This is a genomic window from Pseudomonas sp. W4I3, assembly GCF_030816195.1.
Classification (GTDB): domain Bacteria; phylum Pseudomonadota; class Gammaproteobacteria; order Pseudomonadales; family Pseudomonadaceae; genus Aquipseudomonas.
Map to the genome: position 1 here is coordinate 5,107,934 of NZ_JAUSXS010000001.1, position 12,318 is coordinate 5,120,251.

The following is a 12,318-nucleotide window of genomic DNA, read 5'->3' on the forward strand; positions in this document are numbered from 1 at the left end:
AGGCTCCTACAGGCTGGCAATCAGCGTTTGCTGATCGTCGTTAAAGTCAGCCGCGACGATGCGCAGCGATACGGGGGTGAGGGTCACGAAGTCATAGCGCCGGCAGGTTCGGCCGTACTGCTGTATCAGCACGCGCAGCAGCTCCGGGTTCTGCGACAACTGGGAATCGGAAAGGCGCAGCATCACCACGTCCCAGTCCCGATCGGGCATGCGTTCGTCAATCTCGACATAACCCACGCCCAGGCGCTGCAGGATGCGTTTGAGCCCGGCCGTGCTGCCGGCGTCGACGGCATTGATGAAGGCGAACTTGACGCGAAGTCGGTACAGGCTTTCGGGTTCGTCCTTGAAACGGCTGATATCCCGTTGCCAGGCCAGCAGGTCCAGCACGGTCAAGTGGCAGGTGTCAGCATCCATCTGCATCAACGGCCATTGCAGCCAACCTTCGACTTTCTCCCACCAGGACTGGGCGGCTGCTTTCAGCTTGGCCAACTGCGGGCCATCGAGCCAGAAGGGCAAATTGAGCTTGATCATGCCGGCACCACCTGCAGGCTTTTGATCCTGGGAATGCTCAGCTCTGACACGATGTCGGCATTGTCGAAATGCAGCGACTCAATTCCGGGGAACTGCTGGTGGAGTTCTTCGCCCAGGCGGCTGAATGAAAACCGCGACTGGGGGTAGGTCAGCGTTGGCTGATAGTCACCGGTGCCGCTCTCGCGGAACGCCGCACGGATGAACTGCTCCACCTCGGCCTGCAGCTTGGTGCGTTGCTCGACAGTCAGTAACGGCCGCGACCACAGGGTGAGGCTCAAGGCGTGCTGGGTTTCTGGCATGACCATCACCAGTAGATCATCACCGTGGCCATGGTTGCCCTGGTCGCGGATATGCGCATTGATTTGCTCCAGGTAAGTCGCCGCCGGAACGTCTGCATCGAACAGCACGTAGGCATTGGCGCTGCCCGGGCCACGCGGCGCGCCGTGCAGGAAATAAACGCCATCCGGCCGAACGCCCGGGAAAGCCGAAATCATGGCGCGGTACACCGAGTCGGTGTGCCACTGGTTGACCGCCGAGAACTGGTTGCGCACGCGCAAACGCAGCTGTTCGTCCGGCTCAGAATCTGCACCTGGTGCAATCAGCCAGCCGTCCGCGTTCACCACCTGGACGATGCCGGCGATGGGCACCGGCATGATTGCGTAGTAACCCGGGGCCAGGTTGTAACCGCTGCCCACGTCCTCGGCTTCTACCGGGACTTCCAGCTGCAGCACGCCGTCCGCAAAGGTCACGGCCTGGGTAGTGATCAACTGGTAGATATGCCCGTTGATCGCTGCGGACTGCACCCGCACACCGGCCGGCAGTTCCAGCGCGCCACCTGGTACATCGCGGGTAAACAACAGAGTCCCTTTAGCCTTGGTCGCACCCTTGCGCTCGACGTTGACCGCCCAGGCCAGCATGTCCAGCCACTTGTCGCGTGCGGTTTTGACAAAGAAATTCGGCAGGATCGTGCCGCTGACGAAGTTGATCAGCCACAGCACCGGCTTAGTCACCAGGGCGGTAATCACCCGCCAGAACGGCGAATAAGCGCTGGTGTTGCTCATCTTGCTGCCCTGGGCCGCGACTTCCTTTTCCCACGCCTGGCGCAAGCCTTCCTCAGTGACGGGGATGCCGCCATCCGCCAGAGCCTGCTTAAAATCTACGTTGCTCACAGGGTCACCTCGATGTCGCCAAATTTCAGCGTTTTCGCCGTGACCAGGTACTGGCCAGACTCCACTTGTTTAATCAGAGCCGTGCCCGGTACCAGGCGCTCGTCGGCCTCCACCAGCAGTTCCAATTGCTGGATGCAGTCGCGCTGACGCAGCTTGCTGCGCTCGGCCACCAGCGTGACCAGCAACCCGCTCTCGCGGATCATGTGCGCAATGTCCTGGGCGATGCTGGCCCGGTCATCAATCAGCAGCGGCTGACGCGACGGGTCCAGCACCAGATCGTTGTCGGCGATCAGCAGGTCGATGTACTCGCTCATCCGCCCACCGCCATGGCCAACATGCCTTCCAGCTCCAGCGGATTCATCGGTTTGCCGGTGTGAATGTTGACGTTCTCCACATGGGTGCCCTTATTTTGGGTTTGGTTGTTGTTCTGGATGCTGGCCAACAAGCCGCCCCGAGGCACGGCGTCAGGCCGTTTCGGTGACAGGCTGGTCACAGCGCTATTAATCCGCTGTTGGCTTTGCTCGGCCTTCTCGGTCGGCTTGGACGCTGTGACCAGAGCCGGCGGTTGTGTTGGCTGCGGAACGTGTAATTGCGGCCCGATCGGCGCCGACCTTTTTAATGCCGGCGCTGCCACCAGGGCCGGCACCGTACGCGGGGCCTCGGGTGCGGCCAGAGGCTGGGTGATCGGCGCAGGTGTTTTCGGCAGAGGTGCCAGCACCAGAGCCGGCGCTTGGGTCTGCGGCTGCAGAGCATTGAGCGTGGGCATTGCCGGCGCCGCCGCTGCTTTCGGAGTAGCAGCCATCACCAGGGGCTGCGCCTGGATGGATTGCTGGGGAGCGCTCACCAATTGCGGCAGCAATGGTGCCTCTACCTGTGGCGCGCTGATGGTGGGCAAGTCCGGCGCGGCCGGCATGTCGCCGAACGCCGCATCAATCTGCACCCCCGGGATCTTGTTCAACATCTCGATCAGGCCGTTGATCGCACTCTTGAAGATGTTGACGATGCCGTCCCAGGCCGCGCTGGCCATGGCTGACCAGCCGCCCATCGAGTCGAACCACTCGGACAGCGCGGTCAGTTGGCCGCTGACCCACTGGAACGCTTCACTGTTGAGTAGCGCGCTGGTCCATTCGTCCCAGTAGATGATCGCTGCCGCCACGGCCGCGACCAGGGCAACAATGCCGATCACCACCCAAGTCACTGGGTTGGCCAGCAACGCGGTATTGACCAGCCAGATCGCGCCCTGCCACAGCAACATCGCGCCCTTGACCAGGCCCATCCAGGCGACCATCAACACCAGGCCCGCCACAAACCCGATCACCATGACCGTGTGGTACAGGAACATGGCGATACTGCGTAGGCCGGCCATGGTCAGGACTTTCCACACCGTGACCATGCCCAGCCAGACCATTTTCGACATGCCCACAGTCAAGGTCAGCAAGGACATGGCGGCGATGATCCCGAACACCACCAACGTAGCGATGCCGATCACGCGGGTGATATTGGGGAACAACTGGGTCCAGCGGGTCAGAGTGCTGGCGATGCCTACCAGGCGATCCATCAGCGGCGCCAGGATAGGGATCAGTGACTGGCCGAAAGCGATACGCAGGGCCTGCACAGCGGCACCGAACTGTTGCCACGGATCCACCATCGCCTTGGCCATGCGTTCGGCGTTCTCCAGGCCGCGCACATTGCCCAGCTGCTCCATGCCGTTCTTCAAGCGGCCGGTGTCGCCCATCAGCGTGGTGATCAGGCGCGCCGCTTCGCCGCCGAAGGCATCGCGCAGCTTCTTGCCGTTGGCCTCGATTGTCAGGTCACCAAACTTGCCCTTGAGCTTGTCCAGGATGTCCATCATCGGCAGCAACTTGCCCTGCTGGTCGACAAAGGACATGCCGAGCTTTTCCGATGCGGCGCTGACGTTCTCAAAGAACGACTTGTAGAGGCCACCGGCCTCCCCGCCGTCCATGGTGCTGCCCAACGTGCCCAGCACTGCCATTTGCTCGGCCAGGCTCACGCCTGCGGTGCTGGCCAGGCCGCCGGCAGCTTTAAATGCCTCGCCGATCTGCTCGCCGCTCGTGCGAAACAGCTGTACCGCCGTGGCGGTTTGGCCAGCAAGGGTTTCAACCCACTGCCCCTTGCCCATGGCGTCGGCCTGGCCCTTAAACAGGTTGTACATAGTGCCGACGTAGGTGCCCATGGTGTCGGCGTCGGACTTGGTGGCCTTGGCCAACACGTCGCTCGCGTTGGTGAACGTCGCCAGTTGATTACCCACCAACCCTTTGATGGCCCCCTCAATGTGATACGCCGAGGCAACAAAATCCCGGGCGTTCTCGCCGTAGGCCACGGAAAATTCCAGGGACTTACGATTCAGCGCGTTCAACGCATCCTCGGCCACGTTCAACGATCGGACTTCGCCCAGGGCGCGGTTCATCTCCAGGGCGGGTTCCAGCGACTGGGTAATGGCCACGCCGGCGCCCACCATCCCAGCCAGGCCGAGGCCCATTTGGGTGATGTTCTTCTGGCCTTGTTCAGCCAGGTCAGAGAAGCCCATTTTGACCTTGCCCAGCGGGGCGGTGACCTTGTCGGTCAGGCTCAAAATGAAGGCCAGGCGGGCGCTTTTGTCAGCCATCAGTGTTTATCCGTTGAGTGCGTAGGCGATGCCGTTGGCAATGGCGATTTCCATCCGGCGCCAGTGCTCGTCCTCCAGCCACTTGGCCGTCCCCATCACCTCGGCGGTGGGTTCGGCACCAGGTAGCCAGCGGCTGGCCAAGGCCACCAGTTGGCCAAGGCCGTTTTCGGTCAGTCGTTCGGCGTGATCGAGGGCTTTTTTACGGTGATTTCAACGTCCGGGCCGTACTCCTCGAGGAGCGCGCCGGCCAACTGCATGACCAATACCGGGTTGCCCAACTGGGCCTTGAGACTGGCGCGCTGTTCCTGCTTAACGGTGGTTACCAGCAAGTTGTTGGCTGGCGAGACCTTGTTGGTCTGGGTCACGGCGTTGAAGTACTTGGTCACGTCCTGCGGCGTCAGGGCGAAGGTGAATTCTTTGTCGCCGACTTCCAGGGTGATATCGCGTGTATCGGTCATGGTGTTGCTCCGTTCATGTTTAAAAAGTGGTGAATCAGCGCAGGCAAACCCGGCGCACGTGGTCCTGCAAGCCCAGGATCATTTGCCGACTGAGGGCAAGCTGATCTCTGAGGGTGAAATAATCCTGTCGAGCGTCTGCAGTGAGTTCGGGGGTGCCTGCATCAGCCACGCCGCCGGCGCCGGTCGTTGGTGGGGCGGCTGGGGCACTGCAGGTGGCGTTGAGGTGCAACCGGTTAAGGCCAGCGTCAACAGCGCGGCGTAAGCCGTCGTTTTCGATGCGTTCATCGTTGAGTTCCTGGGTACGTTGAAGGTCGATGGCGTCACGCTCAGCCAGCATCTCGCCGCTGATACGCGCCGCTTCGCGGAAGCCGCTGGCTTCGACCAGCGCGGCGTCACGCTCGGTACGGGCTGTGTCGCGCTGGCCTTCCAGCAGGTCGAAGCCGAACCAGGCCACCAGGCACACCGCCAGGATGAAAATGCCTTCGCGCATCACAAGCCCGCCTCACACAACGCGGCTTCTGCCAGGCGGCGAGCATGTAGCCCCGGGACAAACACCTTCTTGCCCTGGGCGGTGGTGACGAAGGCCCACACCGGGGTTTTGCCGTCCGGCGCCCAGGCCAGGGCCTGGCAGCCGTCTTTGATGCGACCAGCGTTGATCAGGCCTACGGCGCGACTGGCGCAGGTGCTGGGGTTGCCGAAGTTGTGGCCATGGCTGCTCAAGGCGTCGAAGGTGTTCTGCCCCACGTCCTGGTTGGTAATGCAGTCGGCCAACTGCAGCTGCCCTTTGCTGATCACCAGGTGCTCTACCTCGTTGCACCGGGCGTCCGACCAGTAATCACCCACAACCACCGGATACGGACTGGTATAACGGGTGATGCCCTTGCACACGGTGGGCAGGCCACGCGCTAGCTTGTCGGCGTAGACCGTGTTTTGGCCGTTGCCTTCCCAGGTGCCCAGGAACAGCACCAACGTAGAGCTGCAGAGTGCAATGGCGCCGGCGGCGATCTTGCCGCGCAGGCTCACGGCTTCACCTTCCAGTCGCGCAACATCTGGCGATACTTGGGGACCAACAGCAGGATCTGCAGCACCATGTAAACGGCTGTCAGCATGTAGGCGACAGCCGACCAGTCGACGGCCCCAGTCGCTCCGGTGGCTGCCACACCGATCGCAGGTGACGCCTTCGCCAGTGCGATGGCGGTGTCCTGGGCCGCCTGATTCGTGCTCATCGCTGCACTCCTTTTTCGAAAAAAGACTGGCACGGGACACAGCGGGTCTTGCCGCCGAGCGCCTGGCGCGCTGCAGGAATCTCGTTATCACAGTCCTGGCAGTGGGTAAGGCTTGGGCCCGCTGACTCACGCCGGGCCTGGGCCAACTGGGCGTTGATAGCCTGGTCCCGCTGACGCTGTTCCAGGGCTTGGGCGCGATCGAACGGGCAGACCATCAGCTAATGCCCTCGATCTCGGTGGCATCCAGATACGGCACGCCGTTGATACGGATAAAGTCCGGGCTGGTGACCTCAAAAGGCACCTTGTGCTTGGTCTTCTCGCCGCCCTTGGGATCGATGCTCAGCAGGCTGGAGACCTTCAACTTGCAACCGAAGGCCTCAATGCGCAGCTCGTCGTCGCCTGCCTTGGCGAAAAACACCGTGTCGAAGGCATCGAGCTTGCGAAAACTGCCGGCAGTGCGCGCCGCTTCGATCAGCAGGTTGAAGTTGGTGGAGTCCAGCTCCAGTTCGCCGGCCGCTGCCACATCGCCGTCGACGTAGCCGTCAGGCACGCCCCGGGTTTGTGCGGTCTTGCTGTTGTCGGTGATATCCAGGGTGCAGCTTTCGACATGGACCAGCAGATCGCCCAGGTTCACGTCAAAGTTCTTGCCGCCAATACGTGACATGGGGGGTTACTCCGAATCGTCGTTAGAAAGGTCCAGGGCGATGTTCGCCGTGAGGTCTTTCGGGCAGTTGTGGGGCTTGAGCTTGATGAACGCCTCAACGGCGGTTTTGCTCTTCCAAACCAGCACGATGTCGCCGTCTTTGGGCGATTCGATCTCGCCGGGAAACACCTCGCCGGCGAACTTGACCGACTTGGCCATGCGGCGCAGAGGGGCCATCAGCGCGTTGATGTTCACGGCCATGCTGTTGGGGGTGCTATTCAAACGGCGATCGGCCACGCGGCGGATCAACAGCGGCCGCACCTGGCGTGCAGCCTTGTCAGCCAGGCGCAGATATTCCACGACCTGGTAGTCGCTGCCTGGTGCATCAAGCATGTTGCCGTCGCCCCAGTACACGCCCGGGTAATCGGAATACGTCTGGGAGACGGAGAAACGCGCCTTATCCAATTCCGCGCGGATCGAGGACGGCAATGGCACGCCTTCGGAATCGACAGGTACGGCGCCAAGCCCCAGCACTGCGCCGGTGGCCACGCGCATTGGGCTGTCAGCAATGCTGACGGCCGCGTTGGCCAGCCGGCCGGCCAACACGCCCAGGTCGTTACCGTGCAACTGCGGCACTACCAGGACACGCGGTGCGGATAAGCCGGCGGTGATCGCTTTTTGGGCCACCAGGTACTCGGCCCAGCTCTGGAACGGGCTCAGCGACAGGCCGGCCGTGGCCGCCATAACGAAAGCACGACGGCCGTAGGTGTCATTCATCGACACGGCCGCGTCGTGCATGGCCGACAGTTCGACCCCCGTGGCCACTGGTTTGGTGATTACCACCGCCTCGACGGAAAAGCCCTGTTGCTGGGACATTTCCAGGGCTTTGATCCAGTCGCCGTCCGGCGCGATCGGTGCTGCCAGGCATGCCCAGCGATCGCCACCATTCAGGCGTGCAGCAGTGACCTGGGTTTTCAGGTCACTGGCCGGTAGGCCCAGTTGCGTGTCCAGATCGCTGTCGGTGTTGAGGGCGATCAATTTGCCGGTGTTTTTCGGGCCGGGACCGATGAAGAGAAAATAGCGCTCGATCTCAGTCACGGCGCCTTGGCCCAGATTGAGATTGTTAACGCTGACTTTGCCAAGTGCCATGCTGTGCCTCGTTAGCGGGGTGAATTAAGGATTTGTTGGAACACCTGGTTAACCAGGTCGCGGGTTTCGCTTCCGCTCTCCACACCGAGGAACTGGCGCTTGGGCAGGGTGATATCCCAGCTTTGCGCGCCGGTGGACTCGGTTCGTTCGTCGTTCAAAATGCGGATCAGCAAGCCGGCCTTGGCGTAGTTCACGTGTTCTTGAATCCACGGCACTGACGGCCTGGCCAGCGCCTTTTTGCCCTTCTGGCGAACACGAAAGCCCAACCGGCGCAGGCGCTTGGCCTGTTTGTCGGTGCAGGCGATGCCTGGGGGGACTTTGTTCCAGCGGCGCATCTGTGCAGCGGTACGCCGCTCGCTGACGCCGTTGTGCTGCTGCGCGGCGACCCAACGGGTCAAGGCGTTTTTCCAGCCCAGCTCAGCTTCATCCGAACTGACGCGGGTGACCTGCAGCAGCTTGGCCAGGCCGGCTTCCATCTTCTTTTTCCCCTTGGCAGTGCCCTTGCGCTCAGCAAACGGGGTGCCGTCGGTGTTCTTCTGCTCACGCACCCGCTTACGGCTCATCGTCCGCACACGTGTGGTCACTCTGTTCAGCAATCGCCGGCGCAGTTGGGGCGGCAGCTCAAGCAACGCCAACTGGGCGTCGACATCGAGCAAGCCCCTGACATCAAGGTCGAGTGGGTTAGCGGCCATCGCTTCCCACCTCGGCTTGCTCGGCTACCCACAGATCGAATGGCACGAACGCCCAGGTCTTGCCGAACGCCTCGATCTCGCCGTCAGGGTCTTCGGCCAGGTACTGCGGCTCGACGAACTCCAGGGACAGGTCCACGTCGAAGCTGTCAGGGTCCAGCGGCTCAATCGCAAACAGCGGCGCCGGCAGTTCGTGGCGGTCCCGATCAGGATCGTGGGTTTCAAGCCAACTGCCGACCAGCGCCATCAGCCTGGCCGGGTTGCCGGTGAAGCTCTCCAAGGAAAAGACGGCGCGATAGCGCATGTCAGCCATGTGTAGGCCGTCGCGATCGGGCTTCCATATCAGCTCAAGACTGACCTGTTCGGTCCAGCTGTCGAACAGCTCAGGCGCCACGAGGTTGCGAGCCATTAGGTAGGCGGTCAGCGCCTGCAGCTGGATCACAGCAGTGCCGCCGTGATGCGGCCACGGCCCTGGAGGGCACGCACGGCCTGCTGGCTGAAAGCCAAGAAGGTTTCCGCACGCTCGGGCGCTTCCTTGCCGGTGTTTTCAGCGCTCTCTCGCGCCGGGTGACGGTGGCGAACTGCGGCAGTGAATGTCCCTTGGCACGGCAATACACAGCCCGCTTGTAGAGCGCGACCTTATTGGCGTAAGCCCATTCTGCGGGGGTTGCCAGACCTGCCGCTGCGGTAAGGTTCGAAACGCCGGCGTCCTGCAGCGTCGCTTTCACGCGGGCCAGGTCGGTGTTCACCTCGACCATGGCGCTTTTCAGTGTGTCGACCAGCAGCTCTACCAGGTACTCCGCCGGCAGGCGTTGTTCCTTTTGGAACTCGGACACAGAGAGGTCTGGCCAGAAACCGTCATTCTCGATCGCGTGTTCCACCAGGGCGGTAGGTTTCCCGGAAAAGCTCATTGCTGGCCGCTCAAATAGGGCGGGGAGCCTGTTTTCAGTGGGACGGTCCATAAATGGACGGCTCACTTCCACAAGTCCCCGCTGGGGGGGTAGTCGGTTATTCGGAGGCCGGGATAGCGGCCGCTTGTTTTTCCAAGGCCTTGCGGACCTTTTTGATGCGGGTGTCGTTGCCGGCTTTCGGGTACAGCTCGGTGGAGCGTTCCAAATGCTTGAGCGCGGTCTCCCACTGCTCAGCCTCCATAGCGCGCATGCCGATCAACTTGTGGTAGTGGCTCGGGATCTGCTCAGGTAGGTCCCATTCGCCGTCAACGCGGGGCAACAGATCGGATAAGTAGGGCTCAGGGCTGCGACCCGCGTTGTATTCGTCATAGGCCCAGTCGGCGATCGCGTCAGCAACAAAGGTCTGGATGTCGCGGCGCTTGAATCGCTCCGGCATCTTTTGACCCTGCTCCATCAGGAAGTCGGCCAGCTCCAGTGCGTCTTCGAACTGGGCGGTGTCGAACAGCCACACCATCACTTGCACCGCAACGCGATTGGGGAAGTTCAGCCCCGACTCGCAGTAGCGCTGGACGTATTCCTGGTACTTGGGCAGCAGCTCGTCGCGCTTGAGCAACTGCCGTCCTGCCAAAGCTCCTTTCATCGCGCTCAGGCGCTCCAAATCCTGATCCAACGCGGCTTCCTGCAGTAGCAAGTGTTTGCGCGCATTGGCGGGACTGCTCAGGGCATCGCCTGGGGTGTAGGCCAAGCCTGCAGAAGCGGCGAGCGCCGCCACTGCAGAGCTACCAATGGCCAGGGTGCGGCGCTTGTGCGCCAGGGCCAGACTCACGCGACCACCAGCTCTACGTTTTCAGTGAACGCGATCTTTTCCAGCTGCTCGATCACGTAGCCTTCGTTGCGGCTGTTGTAGTCCTCAACGCGGGAGCGTTTCGGGTTCTCGATCGTCTGCTTACGCCAGCTGGTGTCCTGGAAGTAGATCGAGAGGTTGTCCCAACTGGTGACCAAGACGGCGTTGACCGGGAAGTTCGGCACGCTGTACGCCGGCAGACCGCCATAGGTCGCAATGACCTGCGCATTTTCAATGCGCTCTTTTTCCGTAGGTGTGTCGCCCTGCTTGGTGTACAGCTTGGCCTTGTCAGCGGCGAGCAGGTCGGTGCCGATGATCGCGACCAGGTCGCCGTCTTCGCGCAAGATCTCGTCCACCATCTGCTTGGTGTCATGCACCAGGGCATCAAGGTTGGCGTAGTCGCCACCGGCGCCCAGCGTGACCTTACCGGCAGCCTTGCCCTCTTTGAGCACCTGCTGCGGGGCCTGCTCGCGAAGTTGCTGCAGCCAGCCTTTGTTCACATCCTGCAGCTTGGGAAACTTTTCCAGGTCGGTTTGCGGTGCAGCGTGGGTGCCGTGAAAACCGATCACGATCCGGTCCTGGGCAATACGCTTTTGCACTGCTGCCGAATAGCGCTCTTTGAAGTCGGGAAACTTCGCCCAGGCGTCGATCTTGGCGTATGGAAGGCCCACGTCCGACTGGGTATCAGCCAGCTCGTATTGGGTGTTATCCAGTGCCGAAGCATCTTTGGCTTCACGATCGGTGGTCTTGGTGTTGGTGCGGCCAGTGACCGGACCGTTAACGCCAATGAAGACCTTCTCACCCTTGATCTCGCTGACCGGGGTGACGTTGATGCGTTCCAGGAAGTCGGCTTTTGCGGTGATCGCGTCGTTCAGTTCCTGGGCAATCGTCGGGTCCACGCTGAACATCCGGGCCGAACTTTCGACACCGTACGCTTCGGCGAGCGCTTCCTGCAGCTCGGCATATTGTTTGGCGCCACGGGCGCTTAATGGCTGGGCCATGTCAGAGCACCCGCTTTTTGGTGGTGGTCACTGGGCCGGGATTGCGTGGCAACTGGCGACCGGTTGAGGTGTTCTGCAGAGCGGAAAACTGCTTTTGGAGTTTCTCCAGCTGCACTAGGACGGCCTTGTTCGACCCACCGCTACGGCGGAACTCACGTTCTTCTTCGGCTGTAGTAACGATCTCGTCTACGGCCGTACTCACGTCGTCGATGGGTGCCTGGTCGGGTTCTGGTGCATCTGCGGCGGCGGGTTCGATCACAGCCTGAATGCCGGCGGCGACGACAAGCAGCTGCTCCAGCAGGGCTTTAAGGGCCGTTGCGGTAGCTTCATCCATTGGGGGTTTGCTCTCAGTTGGGGTGGTGGGTTCGGCGGGCTCGGCGTCCGTGGCAAAGCGCTTAAACAGGCCAGTGAGCAAGCCGATCAGCTTGCCGACCTCGCTTTGCGGTTCGGCTTCAAAGGAGCCCAGTTCGACGGAGGCGGCGTAGAAGGAATTTTTGTGGGTCTGCTTCGAAAAATAGAGTTCCTGGGTACCCAGGCTGGCCGGTTCATCGGTGACGCCCAGACCGGTCAGGTAGGCTTTTCCGCTGCCGGCGAAGTTCGGGGTGATCTCGATGCTGGAAAAGAGTTTTTGGCCCTTATCATTCAGCTGCAGTAAGCGATCGTTCGGCTTGAGCTGTGCCTCCAACGCGATTTGCCCTGGCTCCAAGTCTTCGCCCTCTTCCACCAGACGCACCGCGAAGACGGTGCCGTGGGAACCGCTCCAGCGTTCGTGATCGCACCAGATCACTGCCGTATATTTGGACGGCTTGTAGGTTTCAGCGATATCGCGCAGTTCCTGGGGAAGGATCTCGCGACCATCGGCGGTGGTGCCGCTGGTGGCGACACGTTTCCAGTACGAAACAAGGGAACGGGGCATGGACGTTAACTGCGCTCAGTCGGTTGAATGAGCCGCCAAGATAGGGAGCCGTCAGCCCTCAAACAAACGGTTCAAATGCGCGTTTCTCCTATATTTGAGATATAGGCGGATCACGGAATTTAACCCCGCGTTTCCAGCGTTTTCGCCGCATAGAC

The 12,318-nt window shown here is 61.5% G+C and carries 17 protein-coding genes and 1 pseudogene; all 18 read right to left on the minus strand.

What is annotated here, in order from left to right; genetic code table 11:
• Positions 1 to 6: 6 nt before the first annotated feature.
• Positions 7 to 531 carry a phage tail protein gene (locus QF045_RS23115; protein ID WP_306494195.1) on the minus strand — a complete coding sequence of 175 codons (525 nt, stop codon included), beginning with the start codon at positions 529 to 531 and terminating at the stop codon, positions 7 to 9.
• Complete coding sequence (locus tag QF045_RS23120; protein WP_306494196.1) at positions 528 to 1,700, minus strand: baseplate J/gp47 family protein; 1,173 nt, start codon at positions 1,698 to 1,700, stop codon at positions 528 to 530. The genes QF045_RS23115 and QF045_RS23120 overlap by 4 nt, the downstream gene beginning before the upstream one ends.
• Positions 1,697 to 2,014 carry a DUF2590 family protein gene (locus QF045_RS23125; protein WP_306494197.1) on the minus strand — a complete coding sequence of 106 codons (318 nt, stop codon included), beginning with the start codon at positions 2,012 to 2,014 and terminating at the stop codon, positions 1,697 to 1,699. The genes QF045_RS23120 and QF045_RS23125 overlap by 4 nt, the downstream gene beginning before the upstream one ends.
• Complete coding sequence (locus QF045_RS23130) at positions 2,011 to 4,326, minus strand: phage tail tape measure protein (protein ID WP_306494198.1); 2,316 nt, start codon at positions 4,324 to 4,326, stop codon at positions 2,011 to 2,013. Before QF045_RS23130 ends, QF045_RS23125 begins: the two co-directional genes overlap by 4 nt.
• A gap of 6 nt (positions 4,327 to 4,332) precedes the next feature.
• Positions 4,333 to 4,476 (minus strand): hypothetical protein, encoded by a 144-nt coding sequence (locus tag QF045_RS23135; RefSeq protein ID WP_032862709.1) that lies wholly within the window; start codon positions 4,474 to 4,476, stop codon positions 4,333 to 4,335.
• 20 nt (positions 4,477 to 4,496) lie between these two features.
• Positions 4,497 to 4,784 (minus strand): putative phage tail assembly chaperone, encoded by a 288-nt coding sequence (locus QF045_RS23140; protein ID WP_124366062.1) that lies wholly within the window; start codon positions 4,782 to 4,784, stop codon positions 4,497 to 4,499.
• 34 nt (positions 4,785 to 4,818) lie between these two features.
• Positions 4,819 to 5,274, minus strand: coding sequence for a lysis protein (locus QF045_RS23145; protein WP_306494199.1), 456 nt, complete (start codon positions 5,272 to 5,274; stop codon positions 4,819 to 4,821).
• Positions 5,274 to 5,807: a lysozyme gene (locus QF045_RS23150; RefSeq protein WP_306494200.1), complete on the minus strand. Its 534-nt coding sequence runs from the start codon at positions 5,805 to 5,807 to the stop codon at positions 5,274 to 5,276. The genes QF045_RS23145 and QF045_RS23150 overlap by 1 nt, the downstream gene beginning before the upstream one ends.
• The gene (locus QF045_RS23155; RefSeq protein WP_063033543.1) at positions 5,804 to 6,010 is read right to left on the minus strand and encodes a hypothetical protein; all 207 of its coding nucleotides are present in this window, start codon (positions 6,008 to 6,010) and stop codon (positions 5,804 to 5,806) included. The genes QF045_RS23150 and QF045_RS23155 overlap by 4 nt, the downstream gene beginning before the upstream one ends.
• A complete protein-coding gene (locus QF045_RS23160) occupies positions 6,007 to 6,225 on the minus strand; it encodes a TraR/DksA family transcriptional regulator (RefSeq protein WP_003235240.1) in 219 nt (72 codons plus the stop codon). The genes QF045_RS23155 and QF045_RS23160 overlap by 4 nt, the downstream gene beginning before the upstream one ends.
• Positions 6,225 to 6,674 (minus strand): phage protein, encoded by a 450-nt coding sequence (locus QF045_RS23165; protein WP_032895736.1) that lies wholly within the window; start codon positions 6,672 to 6,674, stop codon positions 6,225 to 6,227. The genes QF045_RS23160 and QF045_RS23165 overlap by 1 nt, the downstream gene beginning before the upstream one ends.
• Positions 6,675 to 6,680: 6 nt before the next feature.
• Entirely contained in the window at positions 6,681 to 7,802 is a 1,122-nt protein-coding gene (locus QF045_RS23170) for a DUF2586 domain-containing protein (protein WP_306494201.1), read from the minus strand.
• A gap of 11 nt (positions 7,803 to 7,813) precedes the next feature.
• Positions 7,814 to 8,494 carry a virion morphogenesis protein gene (locus tag QF045_RS23175; protein ID WP_306494202.1) on the minus strand — a complete coding sequence of 227 codons (681 nt, stop codon included), beginning with the start codon at positions 8,492 to 8,494 and terminating at the stop codon, positions 7,814 to 7,816.
• Positions 8,484 to 8,933, minus strand: coding sequence for a phage tail protein (locus QF045_RS23180; RefSeq protein ID WP_306494204.1), 450 nt, complete (start codon positions 8,931 to 8,933; stop codon positions 8,484 to 8,486). The genes QF045_RS23175 and QF045_RS23180 overlap by 11 nt, the downstream gene beginning before the upstream one ends.
• A pseudogene (locus tag QF045_RS23185) lies at positions 8,930 to 9,402 on the minus strand (head completion/stabilization protein). Before QF045_RS23185 ends, QF045_RS23180 begins: the two are co-directional and overlap by 4 nt.
• Positions 9,403 to 9,499: 97 nt before the next feature.
• Positions 9,500 to 10,228: a phage terminase small subunit gene (gpM, locus tag QF045_RS23190; RefSeq protein ID WP_306494206.1), complete on the minus strand. Its 729-nt coding sequence runs from the start codon at positions 10,226 to 10,228 to the stop codon at positions 9,500 to 9,502.
• The gene (locus QF045_RS23195) at positions 10,225 to 11,247 is read right to left on the minus strand and encodes a phage major capsid protein, P2 family (RefSeq protein ID WP_306494207.1); all 1,023 of its coding nucleotides are present in this window, start codon (positions 11,245 to 11,247) and stop codon (positions 10,225 to 10,227) included. Before QF045_RS23195 ends, gpM begins: the two co-directional genes overlap by 4 nt.
• A 1-nt stretch (position 11,248) precedes the next feature.
• Complete coding sequence (locus QF045_RS23200) at positions 11,249 to 12,163, minus strand: GPO family capsid scaffolding protein (RefSeq protein WP_306494208.1); 915 nt, start codon at positions 12,161 to 12,163, stop codon at positions 11,249 to 11,251.
• Between the last annotated feature and the right edge of the window lie 155 nt (positions 12,164 to 12,318).